The organism is Pseudooceanicola endophyticus (assembly GCF_018760365.1).
Classification (GTDB): Bacteria; Pseudomonadota; Alphaproteobacteria; order Rhodobacterales; family Rhodobacteraceae; genus Pseudooceanicola; species Pseudooceanicola endophyticus.
Window position 1 is genome coordinate 71,382 of record NZ_JAHIAB010000008.1, and the last position, 17,572, is coordinate 88,953.

Here is a 17,572-nt window from a genome sequence, read left to right on the forward strand (position 1 = left end):
CCCCTTGATCCGGCCCGGAAATCCCGGCCCTGCCCGCCCAGTGATCATTTCGGCGCGGGCCCATCGCCCCCTTGAAAAATACCTGTAGCGGCAGAACACCTTATCGCCTGATACCCCAAAGGTATCTCCGTATACCGGCGCAGGCATTGAGCCACCGCCCCGCCCTGCGCATTCTCCCCCCGCAACGCACTGATCGGGAGGAGACGACATGCGTAACATCACCCTTGAGAACATCACCGAAGCCGTGGTCGCCTCGCTGGGCGCGGAGATCCCCGCGCGCAACCGCGAGATCCTGGAATCCGCCCTCAAGCACATCCACCTGTTCATGAAGGACGTGAACCTGTCCTACGACGAATGGATGGAGGCGATGGAATGGATGCGCCGGGCCGGCGACATCTCGAGCGACGCGCGCAACGAATTCATCCTGATCTCGGACATTCTCGGCGTCGAGGTGCTGGCCGACATGATCGACAAGAAGCCCACCCACAACGAGACGATCTCGACCGTGCTGGGCCCGTTCTACCGCGACAACCCGCCGGTGCTGCCCAAGGGCGCCTCGATCATCCAGAAGGACTTCGAGGGCCAGGAAACGGTGCGCGTCTCGGGCCAGATCCGCGACACCGACGGCACCCCGGTGCCCGGCGTCACCATCGACGTCTGGGAGGACGCGCCGAACGGCCTTTACGAACAGCAGGACCCCGATCAGCCCGATTTCAACCTGCGCGGCCGGCTGGAGACCGACGCGGAGGGCCGTTACGAATTCGTCGGCATCCGTCCCGTCCCCTATCCGATCCCCTATGACGGCGCGGCGGGCGAGCTGCTGAAGTACATGGGTCACCACCCGATGCGCCCGGGCCATATCCACTTCATGGTGATGAAGGACGGCTACAAGACCCTGATCAGCCAGATCTACGACAGCGAGACCGAGTACCTCGACAACGACTCCGTCTTTGCCGTCAAGGAAGACCTCATCGGCGAGCTGAAGCCCGCCCCCGAAGGCGCCGACACCGATTACGTCATGACCTTCGATTTCGTCATCCGCAACAACGCCGTGCTGGCCCAGGCGGCGGAATAACCTCCTTCGGGCGGCCCCCGCACCGGGGGCCGCCCCAGATCCAATGATTGAAGGCTCTCCATGACCATGTCCCTCGCCGCCACCGTTCCCCTGCCCGCCCCGGACCTGATGCGCGACACGGCCATCCGGCAGATCTCGGTCCGGATCATCGAGGCCCCCACGACCCGCAAGCACCGCCTTTCCAACACCTCGGTCAGCCATCAGGGCTATGTCTTCGTCGAAGTGCTGCTGGAAAATGGCGTCACCGGCTATGGCGAGGGTTCGACCCTGGGCGGGCCCCGCTGGGCCGAGGAAAGCGTCGAAGCCATGAAGGCCAATATCGACGCCTACCTGGCCCCGGCGCTGATCGGGCAGCCGGCCTGCAACCTGGAGTCCGCGACGATCCTCATGGACAAGGCCGCGAAGCGCAACTTCACCGCCAAATCAGCCGTCGACATGGCGCTGATCGATGCGATAGGCAAGACGCTGGGCGTGCCCGCGCATGTGCTGCTGGGCGGCGCCGTGCGCACCCGCTTCGATGCGATCTGGGCGCTAGCCTCGGGCGATGCGGTCCAGGAGGTCGAGGAAGCCCAGAAGATGATCGAAAGGGGCTGGTTCAACCGCTTCAAGATCAAGCTGGGCTTTGCCGATCCCCAGACCGACCTGAACCGCCTGGCCGCACTGAAGGCCGCCCTGCCGGAGGGCACCATGCTGGTGGCCGACGTCAACCAGGGCTGGTCCGAGGCCGAATGCATCCGCTATCTGCCGGTGCTGGCGGAGCTTGCGGTGAGCCTGGTGGAACAGCCGATCGCGGCGGGGCAGACCGAGGCCTCGGCCCGCGTCGCGCAGCGCTCCTCCCTGCCGATCATGATGGACGAGAGCGTCTCGACCCTGTCGGAGGCGGCGCGGGAGACCGCCGCTGCCACCGGCTCGGTGCTGTCGCTGAAGCTTTGCAAGCACGGCTCGGCGCACAATCTCAAGCGGGTGGCGGGGATTGCCGCGGCGGGCGGCGTGCAGATGTACGGTGGCTGTCTTCTGGAAAGCTCCATCGGGGCGGCGGGGCACTTGCACACCTTCGCCACCCTGCCGAAACTGGAATGGGGGACCGAACATTTCGGCCCCAAGATCCTGGTCGAGGACCTGGTCACCGACAGCCTGCGCTACGAGGGCTTCCAGGTGCATCTGCCCGAAGGCCCCGGCCTGGGCGTGACCCCCGATTTCGACCGGATCGCAAAATACGCAAGGAAAGACTGACATGAGCGACAGCGATCTCATGCCCCGCTTCCAGGCCATGGGGGCGGCCCTTGGCAGCCGTCCGCATCTGGCCCGGCTGGGGGCGCTCTTCTCGGAAACCGTGCTGATCGAGGTGGACGGAGAGGAACTGTACCTGACCTTCCATCGTGGCACGCTGGAAACCATCACCCCCGGCCCCTCGCGCAAGATCCCGTGGCGCTTTGCCATCCGGGTCGACCGCGCGGCGCTGGACAAGTTCTGGGCGCCGATCCCCGAACCCGGCTTCCACGACATCTTCGGCTTCGTGAAAACCGGGCGCGGCCGGATCGAGGGCGATATCCTGACGCTGGTCAAGAACCTGCGCTTCTTCAAGGAATTCATGGCACTGGGGAGAGCAGCATGAGCCTCGAGCCGATCATCGGGCGCTATGTCACCATTCAGGCCGAAGGCCGCGCCCACCGTATCTACTTCGAGGAAGCCGGTCAGGGTCAGCCTGTCATCTGCTTCCACACCGCCGGCGCCGACACCCGGCAATGGCGCCACATCATGAACGATGCAGAGATCACCCGCGATCACCGCATCATTGCCGTCGACCTGCCCTGGCATGGCAAGTCCCTGCCCCCCGAAGGCTGGCAGACCGAGGAATACCTGCTGACCACCGGCTTCTACATCGAGGTCGTGCTGGCCATGGTGAAGACCCTCGGGCTGGAGAACCCGGTTTACGCGGGCTGCTCCATGGGCGGGCGCATCGCGCTGCAGCTTGCGCTGAAACACCCTGCCCCGTTCAAGGGCTTCATCGCCATCGAGGCCAGCGACTTCCAGCCCGCCTGGTACGACATCGACTGGTTCCACCGCCCCGACGCCCATGGCGGCGAAATGGGCGCGGCGCTGGTTTCGGCCAATATCGCGCCCCAGGCGCCGGAGGCCGAGCGCTGGAACACCCAGTGGATGTTCATGCAATCGGGGCCGGGCGTGTTCCGGGGCGATCTGAGCTTTTACACCAAGGACGACAGCCTGGTGGGCCATCTGGGCGGCATCGACACCTCCGCCAAGCCGGTTCACATCATGGTCGGGGAATACGACATGACCTGCACCCCCGAGGATGCGCAGCGCACCGCCGCCGCCATCCCCGGCGCCACGCTTGCCGTCATGCCCGGCATCGGTCATTTTCCCATGAGCGAGGATCCGGACCGGTTCCGCCCCTTCTTCATCGAGGCTCTGGAGAAGATGGCCTGAGGTCCGGCGGTCCCCGCAGGGGGAGAAAGCGTTGGAACTCAGACGACTGAAATACTTCGTGGCCGTGGCCGAGGAATTGCACTTCGGCCGCGCCGCAGCGCGTCTCGACATGGCGCAACCACCGCTGTCACGCCAGATCGCGGCGCTGGAAAAGGACCTGGGCGTCCAGCTTTTCGATCGCTCGCGCAGCCAGATCCGCCTGACCCAGGCCGGAGAGGTGATGCTGGAACGCGCCCGCGACATGCTGGAGCGCCTCGACAGCACCTGGCGCGAGGTGCGCCTGATCGGACAGGGCGGCGCCGGACGGTTGCGTATTGCCTTCGTCGGCTCCGCCACCCACGGCCCGATGCCGACGCTGATCAAGTCCTACCGGATGCATTACCCCGACGTGGACCTGTCGCTGGCCGCCATGAACAACGCCGAGCTGGAACGCGCCCTGATCCAGCAGGATATCGACATCGCCATCGCGCGACCCCGGCTGGAGGGCGACGATTTCCGCTCGGCCCTGCTGATCGAGGAGCCGCTGGTGCTGGCGCTGCCCGACAATGCCCCCCTCGCCCACCAGATGCCGCCGATCCGGCTGCGCGACCTTGCCGGAGAGACCTTCGTGCTGTTTCCCCGCCGGCCCCGCCCCAGCTTTGCCGATCACGTCCTGAAAACCTGCGAGGGCGAGGGCTTTACCCCCCGCGATCAGGTCTTTGCCCAGGACTACCAGACCGCGATCTCTCTGGTGTCGGTCGGAGTCGGGCTGTCGCTGGTGCCGCAGAGCGTCGCGCAGGTGAAACGCCCGGGCGTCTTCTTCCGCCCCTACGAGGGCCACAACCCCGGCACCTCGCTGACGATCCAGGCCCGGCGCGACAACCGGAAACCGCAGGTGATGAACTTCTTCGAGGTGGTCCGGCGATTCACCAGGGCCCCCGCCGGATGAGAAAACGACTCGGTTTCCGGGCCCTTCTGCAACAGATTTCCCCCGAGGCACCGGAAATCCGCCCCTGTGGAAAACCGGCACAAATCCCATAAGTCCATGTTATTATTGGTAATTTATCAATCACCAGACGCTGACCATCTCAGCCACGTCGATGCATGTCAGTAAATTCTGGATTTTACGAGATACGTTGATATAAGAGTCGAAAAAGAACCGCAGGCAGGAACAGGACAGCGCGTGGCAGACCTTCTGGCATCTGAGCAGCTGATGCGATTCAGCGAGATCATCGATTCCGCGCTCACGCAGCAGCGGGAACTTCTGCATTCTCCCGACAAGCGGAAATCCGACAAGCCCCTGCGCAGTTTCTCGGTCCGGGAAGTGTCACATGCCCTGCGGGTCAAGTACAACTCCCTGCGGCAGTACCTGAACACGCTGGAGGGCATGCCTGCCGGCACGCTGGAGGCCGGAAACCGCAAGTATTTCACCGCCGACGAGGTCAACCAGATCCTCGAGGTGCTGATGGCCGAAGGCAAGATCGGCCCCGAGCGCTTTCCCCGTCGCCAGCCCGGCGATGACCAGGCCCGACTGGTGGTCTACAACCTCAAGGGCGGGGTCTCCAAGACCTCGCTCTCGGCCAACCTGGCGCAGTTCCTGGCCCTGCGCGGCTATCGGATCCTGGCGATCGACCTTGATCCGCAGGCCAGCTTCTCGGACATGTTCGACATTCAGGCCGATGTGGACGAGCTGCCCTCGATCTACGACGTGCTGCGCTACGAGGATCCCCATACCGGCGCGGCGCCGCTGCCGATCACCGAGGCGATCCAGGCCACCTACGTCCCCAATATCGACATCGTGCCCGGCTCCATGTCGATGACGGAATTCGAATTCGAGACCTCCGCCTCTTTCCGCGCCGGCGACGGGGGTACCCCGTTCCACCGTCGCATTGCCGATGCGCTGGAACTGGTGGACGACTATTACGACCTGGTCCTGTTCGACACCCCCCCGCACATGAGCTTTGCCGTGATCGCGGCCGTCTATGCGGCCCGGGGAATGCTGATCCCGCTGTCAGCGGGCATGCTCGACGTGGTTTCCCTGGCGAAGTTCCTGGAACTGGCCGCCGGCACCATGGAGGTGGTCGAGCAGCACCAGGACAAGCGCTATGATTTCATCCGCTTCGTGCTGACGCGCTATTCGGCTTCGGACCCGGCGCAGCTGCAACTGTCGTCCTTCCTGCGCACCCATCTGCGCGACGCGATGCTGAAGCATGACTTCGTCAGCTCAACGGCCATTGCGGATGCCGGTAACACCATGAATCCCTTGCTGGAAATCGATCCTTCCGGCTTCAACCGAAAGACCTACGACCGCATTTTCGAAAGCCTCTCGGGCATCGCCGACGAGGTCGACGCCGAGATCATGCGCTCCTGGGGACGGATCCCCTTTGAAAGGGAGGATGACTGATGGCCCGCAAGCCCCGCACCGCCTTTCCTGCCACGCCCGGTTCGGGCGCCGCCGACACCCCCGAGGAAGCCGGGCGCAAGCCGCGCCGGGCGCCGATGTTCGTGAAGGGGGCGGCAAGCCTCGACACCGCGCAGCAAAGCGCCGCCGCCGAGACGCGGATGTACCGCATGCTGCCGGTCGATCTGATCGACCCCTCGCCGATCCGCGACCGGATCGACATCAGCGAAGACCTTGAAACGCTGAAGCGCAGCCTGGCCGAGGAAGGCCAGCAGATCCCGATCCTGGTGCGCCCCAAGCCCGGCGACCGCTACGAGATCGTCACCGGCCGCCGCCGCCTTCAGGCCACCAAGGAGATCGGGCGCGACCAGATCCAGGCCTTCGTCCGCCGGATGAGCGACGAGGAGGCCTTCATTGCCCAGGGGGTCGAGAACAACGCCCGGCTTGAGACCTCCTTCATCGAACGGGCCCGCACCATCCTGTCGGCGCTGGAGACCGGGTTTACCCAGGTCCAGGTCGAGAAGTTCCTGGGCGTCGACCAGACGATGATCAGCCGGATGAAGACGATCTACACCGGCCTCGGTGAATCCCTGGTCATGGCGATCGGACCCGCGCGCGGCATTGGCCGGCGCAAGTGGGAACGGCTGCAGAAGCTGGTTGCCGAAAGCGGCAGCCCGACCGAGATCCTGGCAACCGAGGTCCCTGCCCTGCCCGACAGCGTGGAACGTTTCGACGCCCTGCTGGAGGTCATGGAGCGGCGGGCGCCTAAAGCGCCCCGTGCCGCCCCGGCACGGGTGAAAAGCGGCACCGATCTGGGCCATGGGCTGACTGCAAGCCGCAAGGGTAAGGCCCTGACGCTGAAAGGTGGGCGACAGACCCCCGAAGCGCTTCTGGAATTCCTCGAGGCGCGGCTGCCCGCGCTTCTGGAAGAATTTACCGAAAAATCCAAGTGACCGCGGACAAACCGCGGCACCCCACAAGCAGCAAGGAGCAGACAGGAAGGTAAAAAAAGACCCCCCAAAGCCGAAGCTCTGAAGGGCCGTCATGTTGTGTAGCAACTTCCTGATACCCCGATTAGCGCCTTCGTACAACACCGAACTTCGGTGAACGGTCTTCTTTTGCCGTCTGATACAGGCATGAAACACGTTAATCCGGCAGATTTCCTGTCCGGGACCGGGGATCTTTTGTCCGATCCCCTGGTTCCTGCCCCCCGCCCCGGCCATTTCATCGTGGATCGCTGGGAGGTTCTGCAACTGGTCAAGGACACGGCCCGCCAGACCGGTCTGGGCGAACGAGAGGTCGCTGTCCTGGCCGCGCATCTGAGCGTCCTGACCAAGGGCCCTGTACGGGCCGACCAGCTGCTGATTTCCTATGCCCAGGTGGCAGGAATGCTGGACCGGGCGAATTGCATGGATGAACGCCGTTTCCGACGCGGAGAGGCTCGGCTGGAAGAGCTGGGCTTTGTCACCCGCAGGCTTAGCGGCAATGCCCGGCGCTACCCGGTCCGTGACAGTTCCGGCCGGATCGTCGACGCCTATGGAATTGACCTGCGTCCGCTGTTCCTGCGCCTTGAAGAACTCTTGGCCCTGCGGGCAGAAGGAGCCGAAGAGACCTGCCGGCGCAATGCGCTGCGCTCGCGGATCAGCGCCGCCCTGTCGGCCCAGAGACGTACCCTGGAGGCCCGCCTCGGCGCCTTGCCCGCGGACATCCGGACCCTGCACCAGGATCTGCGCAACCTGCTGCGCCGCGCCGGCACCTCCGAGGCCGAGCTGCGCGGTGCCCTGAGAGCCCTGGAGGATCTCGCCCCCCCTGCCCTGCCCGCCGAGAGCGCTGCGCCGGAAGTTCTGCCGGACAGTTCGTCCGCCGATGCCGGACAGAGTGCCCGGCACTCAGAACCCCAAGAAAAAGAATATACAAGGTCCGAGCCCCAGCCTGCGAGTGATCTGCACAGACTCTGGCCCAGCCTGCCGGAAGTTGCCGCGCTTTACCCCTCTCCGCCCCGAGATGCGCCCAGCCTTTTGAAAGTCATTTTTGAATTTTCGGGATTCCTGGGGCTTAGAAAGACAAGCCTTGTCGCTTCGATCCGAGAGGCCGGCCCTGAACGGACCCTGTGCTTCCTTGATAGGATGGCGGCTAGGCTCGACCAGATCCGTCAACCGGACAGTTATCTGGCAAGCCTGTCACGCGGTGCTGAGAAACGGCCTATGACCGCGGTCATATCCGCCAGGATGGCCGCATCGCATTTATGACCGCGGTCATAGAGATCTTTCGCGCGGCTCCACCAAAGCTTGCCCCTTGTGCCCGGCCCGGGCTGGGGGCATGACGGGCCCATGGCACAGAAAAACGAAGCAAACTGCACCCTTGACCGCGAAGCCGGGACCTTCACCTTGGCGCTCGGGACCTGGGAAAATACCTATCCTGTCGCGGATCTGGACCGGTGGCTGGCCTTCTACAGATCCCAGAGGGAGCATTTCCCGAAGTCGCTGGACACCTATGACCGCACGATTGCCCTGCTGGAACAGGCGCAGGCCCGATTGCAGGGCTGATCCGCACCAGTTTCGGGGAAATCGGGCACTTCGGCAGGAGAAGGCTTGTTCCCGCGGCTCGGAACGGCAGAAACTTCGGGGATGGCGCGGTGATACGGCACATCTGTTCACGCGATCCGAGGGATAAGGGGCTTGCAGGTCCGCGCAGGGACCCGGGGCCAGGAACGAAAGTACAGAGCATGACCGTGGATCAAGACCCATCTGCCATCCCGTTGCCGCAGGGCAGCGCCGCCCAGATGCCCCCCGAGGCCCTGTCGCGGTATCGCGCCTTCATGCGCCGCGAGGCGCCCAAGGTGCAGGATGACTGGATGCAGGTTGACATCTACAAGGCCACCATCGAGGCGCTGGACCCTTCGATGGTGAACCGCCTGCACGAGCTGACAGTCAGCGTCTTCTGGCCGCACCGTGCCCCCGATATCGAGCTGGTCGTCGGGCTGGGCACCGGCTACGTCGCCCTGGACGAGATCGGGCGCCCGCTAAGCTCGGTCATGGGGTTCTGCAGCGACCCCGATTTCGCCATGCTGGGGATGATGGTGACGATGCCGCGCCTGCAGGCCCAGGGCACCGGCGGGCGTCTTCTGCGTCGCGTGATGACGGATTGCCAGGGACGCGACCTGCGGCTGTCGGCGACGCGCCAGGGCTACCGGCTTTACGAATCCGCGGGTTTCACGCCGGTCGGTCTGGTCTACCAGCATCAGGGCATTGCCCGGGCGATCCGTCCGCCCGCATCTGTACCGGGCCTGTCCCTGCGCCCGCTGGAGCCGCGCGACATGGAGGCTGTTCTCGGCCTCGACCTGCATGCCTTCGGGGCCGCGCGTCGGGCGATCCTGGATGTGCTTCTGGGGGCGTCCGAGGCCATCGTGGCCGAACGAGGAGGCCAGATCGAGGGCTTCGCGATGATGCGGAACTTCGGCAAGGGCAAGGTGATCGGCCCGCTCATTGCCGAACAGGACGACGTGGCGATGCAGCTGGCCGCGCATTTCATCATGGCGCAAGAGGGGTCGTTCCTGCGCCTCGACACGATTGTCGAGAGCGAACGGTTCGAGGCCTTCCTTTCGGCTGCGGGGATGGGGGTCTACGACACGGTGACGGACATGCGCTTCGGTCGGTTGCGCCGGGCCACCACGGGGCCGGTCACCTACGGGCTGGCCATGCAGTCGCTGGGATAGAAAAGGGGGCCTTTCGGCCCCCTTTCTTGTTACGAGATCCGGTCCTTCAGACCGAAGTACATGCCCACCAGGGGCAGGAACCATGGCTTGCCGGAATGCAGCGGCACCTTCGGCCAATCAAGGCCCTGCAACGGGTTGGTATCGGTCCGGCCCATGGCCTGATCCGCCAGGACCTGGCCGATCAGCGTCGACATCTGCGCGCCGTGGCCGGAATAGCCCATGCCGTAGATCATGCCGTCGACTTCGCCGGCACGGGGGTAACGGTCCTTGGTCATGCCGACCATGCCGCCCCAGCAATAGTCCAGATCGATCCCCTTCAGCTGCGGGAACATCCCCTCAAGCCCGGCACGCAGCACCACGCCCGACTTCGCATCCGAGTTCTGGTCGGAAGTGGCCGAAAAGCGTGCGCGGCCGCCGAAGATGATCCGCTTGTCCGGGGACAGGCGGAAATAGTTCCCGATGCTCATCGAGGTCACGTAGGTGCGGTTGCCGGGCAGGGTGGCCGCGATCTCGTCATCGCTCAGCGGACGGGTTGCGACGATGAAGGACCCGACCGAGATGATGCGGCTGCGGAAATGCGCCAGCGGCGCCTGGGGCACGCTGTTGGAATAGGCATTGGTCGCGACGATCACCCGGTCCGTCAGGATCGCGCCCTTCGGCGTTTCGATCCGCCAGCCGCTGCCATCCCGGCGCCGGTCGATCACCGGGGCGTCTTCCCAGATCCGCGCGCCGTGGCGATGCGCCGCTTCGGCCAGGCCGTTCACGTAACGCCCCATGTGCATCATGGCCGACTTGCCGTACAGCATGGCGCCATGGAACGCGTCCGAGCCGACCTCGGCGCCCAGTTCGGATTTCTCCAGGAAACGGGTGTCGGAATCGACCTCGCGGTGGATGGTCTCGAAATTGGCGCGCAGCCCGGCAACGTGGCTGGGCTTGGAGGCCAGCTTCAGCTTGCCGGCCCGGCGGAAGTCGCAGGCGATGCCTTCTTCCGCGATCACGTCCTCAATCATGTCGATCGAACGGTCGTAAGCCTGCCACAGCGCCTTCGCGCGCTCGGCACCCAGATGGGCCTTCGCCTCGCCATAGCCGTGCGCCATGCCGTTGTTGAGGTGCCCGCCATTGCGCCCGGAGCCGCCGAACCCGACGTGGCGGGCCTCCAGCACCGCGACGCTTACCCCTTCACGGGCCAGCTTGCGGGCGGCATTGAGGCCGGTGAACCCGGCCCCGATCACGACGACATCGACCTTGCCTTCGACCGGGCCGCTCTGGCCATGGGCGAAGGGGACGGAGGTGTCGTGCCAGTAGGATTTGAATTGCATCGCGGTGCGTCCTCTCACAGGCCGACGACGGCGGGAAGCTCGGAGATGTCCTTGATCTCGGTGTAGCCGTAGTAGGGGTTCGCGGGCTCATGGCCGCGGTTGACCCAGACCTTGTTCTTGATCCCCATGTCATGCGCCGTCATCAGATCGTAGCGGAAGCTGGAGGAGACGTGCAGCACGTCCTCGGGGCCACAGCCCAGCTGGTCCAGCATGTATTCAAAGGCTTTCATCTGCGGCTTGTAGGCCTGCGCATCCTCGGCCGTGTAGACATGGGCGATCGGGGCGCCCAGCTTGGCAATATTGTGCGGGATCTGGCTGTTCATGGAATTCGTCAATGCAACCAGAGGGATATGCGGTGCGATCTTGGCAAGGCCAGCGGGCACGTCGGCATTCGGACCCCAGGTCGGTACGCGCTCGTAGATCTTGACGGCGATCTCCGGATCGAAGGCCACGCCGTTGCGCTTGCAGGTGCGTTCCAGCGAATTGTGCACCACCTCGGCATAGGGCTTCCAGGCACCCAGCACCTCGTCCAGGCGGTAGGCCGAGAAATCGCGGATGAAGGTCTCGATCTTCTCGGGGCCAAGCTGTTCGCCGTAGAAATCACGCGCGGCACCGGCCATGTCGAAATAGATCATGGTGCCGTGGCAGTCGAAGGTGATGAATTTGGGGCGGAAGGTCATGTCGTTCTCCGGAGTCCTTGATGCCGTCATGTTCACCCGGGCCGGGCCACAGCGCCTGCCGCGTTTGCCACTTTCAGCGCAGGAAATTGCGTTTGTCGCGCGGAAGGCGGCAGGCCGTGCCGTGGCGGTGGCGCTTTCGGTGCCTTCACAGGCGGCGGACAGGGCAGGGTAGGGGGGCAAACGACACCCTACCGGAGAGACAGATGACCCTGCTCGTGCCCCTTGAGACCCAACCGACTTTCGATCCCCGCCCCGGTGAGGCCGCCCCCGAGCGCCTGATCGAAGGCGCGCCCAGCTACAAGACCTGGGAACTGGATACCGCCATCGCCGAGGCCGCCCAGTGGGGCAAGGTGCGCACCGGCATCTGGGAAGCCACCCCCGGCAAGACCATCTCCATGAAGGGCGAGACCTTCGAGTTCTGCCACATCCTGTCGGGCCGCTGCGAGATTGCGGAAGACGGTGGTGCCTCCCATGTCTTCGGCCCCGGCGACAGCTTCGTGATGAAGCCCGGTTTCGTCGGCACCTGGAACACGCTGGAGACAGTGCGCAAGATCTTCGTGATCGCCTCCTGATGCGTGCCGCCGAGATCCTGGAAAGGCTTGTGGCCTTTCCCAGCGTCGTCGGCACCCCGAACGGCGCCCTGATGGAGTATGTCGCCGATTACCTGAAGGCCCACGGCGCGCAGGTGAACCTGCTGCCGGGGCCCGAGGGCGACCGGATGAACCTGTTCGCGACGCTGGGCGATGCCTCGGTGCCGGGCTACATCCTGTCGGGCCATGTCGACGTGGTGCCGGCGGGTGAACCGGGCTGGGCCGCCGATCCCTTCGTGCTGCGGCGCGACGGGGACCGGTTGATCGGGCGCGGCGCCTGCGACATGAAGGGGTTCGATGCCGCCGTTCTGGCCGCCGTGCCGGAGCTTGCCAACATGGCGCTGAAGGCCCCGGTGCACATCGCCTTTTCCTATGACGAGGAAGCTGGCTGCAAGGGCGTGCCGCACCTTCTGGCGCGCCTGCCAGAGCTTTGCGCGCCGCCCCTGGGCTGCATCGTGGGCGAACCTTCGGGGCTGGTGCCGGTGCTGGCCCACAAGGGCAAGGCCGCGCTGAAGCTCTCGGCCCGGGGTGTTTCGGGGCATTCGTCGCGTCCCGACCTGGGGGTGAACGCGATCCATGCGCTGCTGCCCGCACTTTCTGCCGCCGTGGTCCAGGCCGAGGCCCTGAAGACGGGACCGCAGGATGCACGCTTCGCGCCGCCCTGGTCCTCGCTCCAGATCGGCACGCTGTCGGGGGGGCAGGCGATCAACATCATCCCCGATGCCGCCGAAGCCAGGGTCGAGGCCCGCGCCATCGCCGGTGTCGACCCCGAAGAGATCCTTGCGCCGCTGATCGGCCTGCCGGGGGTGGAGGCCGAATGGCTCTCCAGCTATCCCGCTTTGGCGCTGCCCGAAGGGCATCCGCTGGCCGATCTGGCCTGCGCGATCTCCGGCAACCCCGCGCTTCAGGCGGTGTCCTACGGCACCGAGGCGGGGCTGTTCCAGGCCGCCGGCGTGCCTTCGGTGATCTGCGGACCGGGCGACATCGCCCGCGCCCACAAGCCCGAGGAATACCTGACCGAAGCCGAGCTGACCGGCGCGGTCGAGATGGTGCTGGCCCTCGGGCGGCATCTGTCCTGAACACGGCATTTCCTGCGGCGGCCCCGCCCTGCCGCAGGGAAAACTGCTGCCGGGGCAGGGGATCAGGGCGAACATGCCGCCATCCCCACGCTAGCCTGACGGTGGCAAGACAAGAAGAAGAGACCCCCATGACCGCAGCCTCCTCCCTCGCGGCCGCCACGCCCGAGATCACCATCCAGCCCTTCACCCCCGCCCATATCCCCGGGGCGCTGCGCCTGTCGCAGGAATGCGCCTGGCCGCACCGGGCCGAGGACTGGGCGCTGACGCTTGGGGTGTCGCGCGGGGTCGTGGCGCTTGAAGGAGAGACGGTGGTCGGCACGGCGATCTGCTCGGCCTTCGGCACGGCGGCGACGGTCAACATGATCATCGTGGCGGAACGGATGCGCGGCTGCGGCCTGGGCCGTCGGCTGATGCAGGCGGTGCTGAACCTCGGCGCCGGGCACGAGCTGCGGCTGGTCGCCACCGCCGACGGCCTGCCGCTGTACGAAAAGCTGGGTTTCGTCGCCACCGGCCAGATCCTCCAGCATCAGGGCATCGCCCGGGCCAGTGATCCGCGCCGTGACATACGGCAGGGTACGGTTGCGGATCTTGACGCCTTCGCCGCCGCCGATCTGGCCGCCAGCGGGCTGGAGCGCGCAGCCCTTCTGGCCCGCATCGAGGCCGAGGGCGAGATGCTGGTGACCGAGGGCGGCTTCGCCCTGCTGCGGCCCTTCGGGCGCGGCCATGTCGTCGGACCCGTGGTGGCCCGCGATCTTCCGACCGCCCGCGCGCTGATCGCCGCGGCGGCCACGAAATGCGAGGGCCGTTTCCTGCGCATCGACCTGCCCGAGACCGCAGGCCTTTCGGATTACGCCGAAAGCCTGGGCCTCGCCCATGCCGGTGGCGGTGTCTCCATGGTGCGTGACGCAAGGTCCCGCACCGACGCAGATTTCACAACCTACGCCCTTGTCTCTCAGGCACTGGGCTGAGCGGAGCATATCATGCTGACAAATTCCCTGGTCGAGCTGGACCGCCAGCACCTCGTCCATCCCGTTTCCTCCTTCCGTGGCCACGAGGCGCGCGGCGTGCGCGTGCTGACCGGCGCCCAGGGCGCCACGGTCACCGATTCCGAAGGCCGCCAGCTGCTGGACGGCTTCGCGGGCCTGTGGTGCGTCAACGCCGGCTATGGCCATGAAAGCATCGTCGAGGCCGCTGCCGAGCAGATGCGCAAGCTGCCCTACGCCACCGGATACTTCGACCTGGGCGCCGAAGCCCCGATCAAGCTGGCCGCCGCCCTGGCCGAACGCGCGCCGGGCGACCTGAACCATGTCTACTTCGCGCTTGGCGGCTCGGACTCGGTCGACAGCACGATCCGCTTCGTGCGCTACTACTGGCATGCCAAGGGTGAACCGCAGCGCGACCAGTTCATCTCGGTCGAGCAGGGCTACCACGGCTCCTCGACCATGGGCGCCGGCCTGACCGCGCTGCCGGGCTTCCACGACGGTTTCGGCGTGCCCTACCAATGGCAGCACAAGATTTCCTCGCACTACACCTATCGCAACCCGATCCAGGGCGATCAGGCGATCATCGACGCCTCCGTGGCCGAGCTGAAGGCCAAGATCGAGGCCATCGGCCCCGAGAAGGTTGCGGCCTTCTACCTTGAGCCCATCCAGGGCTCGGGCGGGGTGCTGGTGCCGCCGAAGGGCTGGGTCAAGGCGATGCACGACCTCTGCGCCGAATATGGCGTGCTGTTCATCGCCGATGAGGTGATCACCGGCTTCGGGCGCACCGGCCCGCTGTTCGCCTGCTCCGAGGAAGAGATCGTTCCCGACCTGATGACCTGCGCCAAGGGCCTGACCTCTGGCTATGTGCCTATGGGCGCGGTCTTCATGCGCGACCATGTCTACGAGACCATCGCCGAAGGGGCAGGGGCGAAGGCCGTGGGTCACGGCTTCACCTATTCCGCGCACCCGGTCTCGGCTGCGGTGGCACTGGAAGTGCTGCGCCTGTACGAGGGCGGCCTGCTTGAGAACGGTCGCAAGGCCGGAGCCCGGCTGATGGAAGGGCTGAACGGCCTGAAGGATCACCCGCTGGTCGGCGATGTGCGCGGTCGCGGGATGCTGGCGGCGGTCGAGCTGGTGACCGATAAGGACAAGAAGACGCCGCTGCCCGCTTCGGTGCAACCGGCAACCCGCCTCTTTGACCGCGCCTGGGAACAGGGCCTGATCATCCGTTCCTTCGCCCAGGGCATCTTCGGCTATGCGCCGCCGCTGTGCTGCACGATGGAAGAGATCGACCAGATCGTCGAACGCACCCGCAAGGTGCTGGACCTGACGCTGGAAGACGCGGACGTCCGCGCGGCGCTGGCCTGATGGCGCTTCTGTTCCTCTCCACCCCCGAACGGGGCGCGGTCTGGAAGCAGGTCTTCGCCGAGGCCGGCGAAGAGATCGTGATCGGCGCCGATGCGGTCACCGACCCGGCCGCGATCACCCATATCCTGTGCTGGTCCCCTCCGGGGGACCTCACGCTCTATCCCAACCTTCAGGCGGTGATCTGCTCGGGCGCGGGTGTCGATCACATCCGCCCCGTGCCCGAGGGCGTCGCGCTGGTGCGCACGCTTGCCCCGGGGATCGAGGGCATGGTGCGCGACTGGGTGGTAATGGCCAGCCTCATGCTGCACCGCGACATGCCGGCCTATCTGGATCAGGCGGGGCAGGGGCTCTGGCAGGAACATCCGACCCGCCAGGCGCGCTCGCGCCGGGTCGGGATCATGGGCACGGGCCGGATCGGGCGCAAGGTGGCCGAAACGCTTCGGGCGCTCGACTTCCCGGTGCTGGGCTATTCCCGTTCGGGCCGCCCGGTCGAGGGGCTTGAGGTCTGCGGGCAGGATATGCTGGATACCTTCCTCGCGCAGACGGATCTGCTGATCTGCCTGTTGCCGCTGACCGACGAAACCCGCGGCCTGATGGATGCGGCCTTCCTGGCGAAACTGCCGAAGGGCGCGCTTCTGGTCCATGCCGGGCGCGGGGCGCAGCTGCATCTGGATGCGCTTGGTGCGGCGCTCGACAGCGGTCAGATCGGGGCGGCCATGCTGGATGTCACCGATCCCGAACCGCTGCCGCAGGACCATTGGGCCTGGACGCATCCGAAGGTCGTGGTGACGCCGCATATCGGTTCCGTGACGGATTACGAAGAGGGCGCGCGCCATGGGCTGAACGTGATCCGGGCAGGGCGCGCAGGTGAAGAACTGCCCGGTCTGGTCGATCCGGCGCGCGGGTACTGAGCCCGCATACCGAGGCGGGCGCAGCAGACCGCCGGATCTGCTGCGCCGCGCCCGAATAGAGAAGAAAATGCCGCCTCCCGCATGGATTATGGATCCATGGACCCGCCCATCCGGGAGAGGCTGATCCCAGGGCCGGGATCCAGCCCCAGGCATCCCCCAGGACCGTCCGCGCCCCTCCCGCGCGGACTTCAGCAGAAGGCCAGCCACCCTCAGTGGCTCTTCCAGGAAAGGACTGCCGTGATGACGGCGATGACGACCGTGAAACCCCTGACCGAATTCTCCTATGTCACCTTCGACGTGGTGGGCACGCTGATCGACTTCGAAGGCGCCATCAAGGACGGGCTTGCTGCCATCGCCGAGAAGGCCGGGATGGACATCGACGGAGAGGCCGCCCTGGCGATCTACCGCGATGCCCGCTACGAGCCGGACGCGCTGCGCTTCCCCGATGATCTGGGCCGCTGCTTCTCGCGCATTGCCGAGAAGACCGGCCTGCCCGACACCGAGGAAAACCGCCAGTTCATGATCGACATGGTGGGCGATGCGAAACCCTTCCCCGACAGCGCCGCCGCTATGGCCAAGCTGAAGGCGCGCTACAAGCTGATCGCGATGACCAACGCGCGTCGCTGGGCCTTCGACAAATACGCCGAGAAGCTGGGCCAGCCGTTCTGGGCGGGCTTCACCACCGACGATACCGGCTGCGAAAAGCCCAACCCCGACTATTTCCACCAGGTCTTCGCCTATGTGGAGAAGGACGGCGGCTCCAAGGATGACATCCTGCACACCGCGCAAAGCCAGTACCACGACATCGGCATCTCGCGCGAGCTGGGCATGACCAATGCCTGGATCCAGCGCCGGCACGCCCAGAAGGGCTATGGCGGCACGATCGAGCCGAAGGAGTTCACTGAGCCCGACTACCACTTCCACGCCCTGGCCGAACTGGCCGAGGCGGCAGAGGACGCCTTCGCGACGAAGGCATGATCCGGCCCCAGGCGGCCTGAAGATCGCCGGACGCCGTTCAAACACA

18 protein-coding genes are annotated in these 17,572 nt (G+C 65.7%); 16 read left to right on the forward strand and 2 right to left on the reverse strand.

All coding sequences use genetic code 11. The features are described 5' to 3' along the window. Positions 1–208: 208 nt before the first annotated feature. From KM176_RS14585 to KM176_RS14630, 10 genes are all read left to right on the forward strand, one after another. Entirely contained in the window at positions 209–1,075 is an 867-nt protein-coding gene (locus tag KM176_RS14585) for a dioxygenase family protein (RefSeq protein WP_160894746.1), read from the forward strand. 60 nt (positions 1,076–1,135) lie between these two features. Continuing rightward, positions 1,136–2,308, forward strand: a complete 1,173-nt coding sequence (locus tag KM176_RS14590; RefSeq protein WP_160894745.1) for a muconate/chloromuconate family cycloisomerase — start codon at positions 1,136–1,138, stop codon at positions 2,306–2,308. A gap of 1 nt (position 2,309) precedes the next feature. Beyond that, positions 2,310–2,690: a hypothetical protein gene (locus KM176_RS14595; protein WP_160894744.1), complete on the forward strand. Its 381-nt coding sequence runs from the start codon at positions 2,310–2,312 to the stop codon at positions 2,688–2,690. Next, the gene (locus KM176_RS14600) at positions 2,687–3,523 is read left to right on the forward strand and encodes an alpha/beta fold hydrolase (protein ID WP_160894743.1); all 837 of its coding nucleotides are present in this window, start codon (positions 2,687–2,689) and stop codon (positions 3,521–3,523) included. The genes KM176_RS14595 and KM176_RS14600 overlap by 4 nt, the downstream gene beginning before the upstream one ends. A gap of 31 nt (positions 3,524–3,554) precedes the next feature. Continuing rightward, positions 3,555–4,451 carry a LysR family transcriptional regulator gene (locus KM176_RS14605; RefSeq protein WP_160894742.1) on the forward strand — a complete coding sequence of 299 codons (897 nt, stop codon included), beginning with the start codon at positions 3,555–3,557 and terminating at the stop codon, positions 4,449–4,451. Positions 4,452–4,685: 234 nt separating this feature from the next. After that, positions 4,686–5,906: an AAA family ATPase gene (locus KM176_RS14610; RefSeq protein WP_160894741.1), complete on the forward strand. Its 1,221-nt coding sequence runs from the start codon at positions 4,686–4,688 to the stop codon at positions 5,904–5,906. After that, positions 5,906–6,856 (forward strand): plasmid partitioning protein RepB, encoded by a 951-nt coding sequence (gene repB, locus KM176_RS14615; protein ID WP_160894740.1) that lies wholly within the window; start codon positions 5,906–5,908, stop codon positions 6,854–6,856. Before KM176_RS14610 ends, repB begins: the two co-directional genes overlap by 1 nt. A gap of 183 nt (positions 6,857–7,039) precedes the next feature. Then, positions 7,040–8,152 (forward strand): helix-turn-helix domain-containing protein, encoded by a 1,113-nt coding sequence (locus tag KM176_RS14620; RefSeq protein WP_160894739.1) that lies wholly within the window; start codon positions 7,040–7,042, stop codon positions 8,150–8,152. A gap of 81 nt (positions 8,153–8,233) precedes the next feature. After that, complete coding sequence (locus tag KM176_RS14625; protein ID WP_202397837.1) at positions 8,234–8,449, forward strand: hypothetical protein; 216 nt, start codon at positions 8,234–8,236, stop codon at positions 8,447–8,449. 179 nt (positions 8,450–8,628) lie between these two features. Next, on the forward strand, positions 8,629–9,618 hold the full coding sequence (locus KM176_RS14630) for a GNAT family N-acetyltransferase (RefSeq protein WP_160894738.1): 990 nt from the start codon (positions 8,629–8,631) through the stop codon (positions 9,616–9,618). A 29-nt stretch (positions 9,619–9,647) separates the two neighbouring features. Here the strand turns inward: KM176_RS14630 and KM176_RS14635 are convergent, their stop codons facing one another. Then, positions 9,648–10,937: an NAD(P)/FAD-dependent oxidoreductase gene (locus KM176_RS14635; RefSeq protein ID WP_160894737.1), complete on the reverse strand. Its 1,290-nt coding sequence runs from the start codon at positions 10,935–10,937 to the stop codon at positions 9,648–9,650. 14 nt (positions 10,938–10,951) lie between these two features. Then, the gene (locus KM176_RS14640; protein ID WP_160894736.1) at positions 10,952–11,617 is read right to left on the reverse strand and encodes a haloacid dehalogenase type II; all 666 of its coding nucleotides are present in this window, start codon (positions 11,615–11,617) and stop codon (positions 10,952–10,954) included. A gap of 203 nt (positions 11,618–11,820) precedes the next feature. Here KM176_RS14640 and KM176_RS14645 point away from each other — a divergent pair, with 203 nt between their 5' ends. The 6 genes from KM176_RS14645 (at position 11,821) to KM176_RS14670 (ending at position 17,526) form a co-directional block, all read left to right on the forward strand. Beyond that, positions 11,821–12,189, forward strand: coding sequence for a cupin domain-containing protein (locus KM176_RS14645; protein ID WP_160894735.1), 369 nt, complete (start codon positions 11,821–11,823; stop codon positions 12,187–12,189). Beyond that, complete coding sequence (argE, locus tag KM176_RS14650) at positions 12,189–13,286, forward strand: acetylornithine deacetylase (RefSeq protein WP_160894734.1); 1,098 nt, start codon at positions 12,189–12,191, stop codon at positions 13,284–13,286. Before KM176_RS14645 ends, argE begins: the two co-directional genes overlap by 1 nt. Before the next feature lie 128 nt (positions 13,287–13,414). After that, positions 13,415–14,254 carry a GNAT family N-acetyltransferase gene (locus KM176_RS14655; RefSeq protein ID WP_160894733.1) on the forward strand — a complete coding sequence of 280 codons (840 nt, stop codon included), beginning with the start codon at positions 13,415–13,417 and terminating at the stop codon, positions 14,252–14,254. 12 nt (positions 14,255–14,266) lie between these two features. Next, positions 14,267–15,637, forward strand: coding sequence for an aspartate aminotransferase family protein (locus KM176_RS14660; RefSeq protein WP_160894732.1), 1,371 nt, complete (start codon positions 14,267–14,269; stop codon positions 15,635–15,637). Then, entirely contained in the window at positions 15,637–16,548 is a 912-nt protein-coding gene (locus tag KM176_RS14665; protein WP_160894731.1) for a 2-hydroxyacid dehydrogenase, read from the forward strand. Before KM176_RS14660 ends, KM176_RS14665 begins: the two co-directional genes overlap by 1 nt. Positions 16,549–16,788: 240 nt before the next feature. Continuing rightward, positions 16,789–17,526: an HAD-IA family hydrolase gene (locus KM176_RS14670; protein ID WP_160894730.1), complete on the forward strand. Its 738-nt coding sequence runs from the start codon at positions 16,789–16,791 to the stop codon at positions 17,524–17,526. Positions 17,527–17,572 lie beyond the last annotated feature (46 nt).

What these genes read in the sequence shown, in the direction of transcription:
- KM176_RS14595 (WP_160894744.1), top strand. Translation starts at nt 2,310, where the DNA reads ATGAGCGACAGCGATCTCATGCCCCGCTTCCAGGCCATGGGGGCGGCC.
- KM176_RS14625 (WP_202397837.1), top strand. Translation starts at nt 8,234, where the DNA reads ATGGCACAGAAAAACGAAGCAAACTGCACCCTTGACCGCGAAGCCGGG.
- KM176_RS14645 (WP_160894735.1), top strand. Translation starts at nt 11,821, where the DNA reads ATGACCCTGCTCGTGCCCCTTGAGACCCAACCGACTTTCGATCCCCGC.
- KM176_RS14630 (WP_160894738.1), top strand. Translation starts at nt 8,629, where the DNA reads ATGACCGTGGATCAAGACCCATCTGCCATCCCGTTGCCGCAGGGCAGC.
- KM176_RS14585 (WP_160894746.1), top strand. Translation starts at nt 209, where the DNA reads ATGCGTAACATCACCCTTGAGAACATCACCGAAGCCGTGGTCGCCTCG.
- KM176_RS14600 (WP_160894743.1), top strand. Translation starts at nt 2,687, where the DNA reads ATGAGCCTCGAGCCGATCATCGGGCGCTATGTCACCATTCAGGCCGAA.
- argE (WP_160894734.1), top strand. Translation starts at nt 12,189, where the DNA reads ATGCGTGCCGCCGAGATCCTGGAAAGGCTTGTGGCCTTTCCCAGCGTC.
- KM176_RS14655 (WP_160894733.1), top strand. Translation starts at nt 13,415, where the DNA reads ATGACCGCAGCCTCCTCCCTCGCGGCCGCCACGCCCGAGATCACCATC.
- KM176_RS14590 (WP_160894745.1), top strand. Translation starts at nt 1,136, where the DNA reads ATGACCATGTCCCTCGCCGCCACCGTTCCCCTGCCCGCCCCGGACCTG.
- repB (WP_160894740.1), top strand. Translation starts at nt 5,906, where the DNA reads ATGGCCCGCAAGCCCCGCACCGCCTTTCCTGCCACGCCCGGTTCGGGC.
- KM176_RS14670 (WP_160894730.1), top strand. Translation starts at nt 16,789, where the DNA reads ATGACGGCGATGACGACCGTGAAACCCCTGACCGAATTCTCCTATGTC.
- KM176_RS14620 (WP_160894739.1), top strand. Translation starts at nt 7,040, where the DNA reads ATGAAACACGTTAATCCGGCAGATTTCCTGTCCGGGACCGGGGATCTT.
- KM176_RS14640 (WP_160894736.1), bottom strand. Translation starts at nt 11,617, where the DNA reads ATGACCTTCCGCCCCAAATTCATCACCTTCGACTGCCACGGCACCATG.
- KM176_RS14665 (WP_160894731.1), top strand. Translation starts at nt 15,637, where the DNA reads ATGGCGCTTCTGTTCCTCTCCACCCCCGAACGGGGCGCGGTCTGGAAG.
- KM176_RS14635 (WP_160894737.1), bottom strand. Translation starts at nt 10,937, where the DNA reads ATGCAATTCAAATCCTACTGGCACGACACCTCCGTCCCCTTCGCCCAT.
- KM176_RS14660 (WP_160894732.1), top strand. Translation starts at nt 14,267, where the DNA reads ATGCTGACAAATTCCCTGGTCGAGCTGGACCGCCAGCACCTCGTCCAT.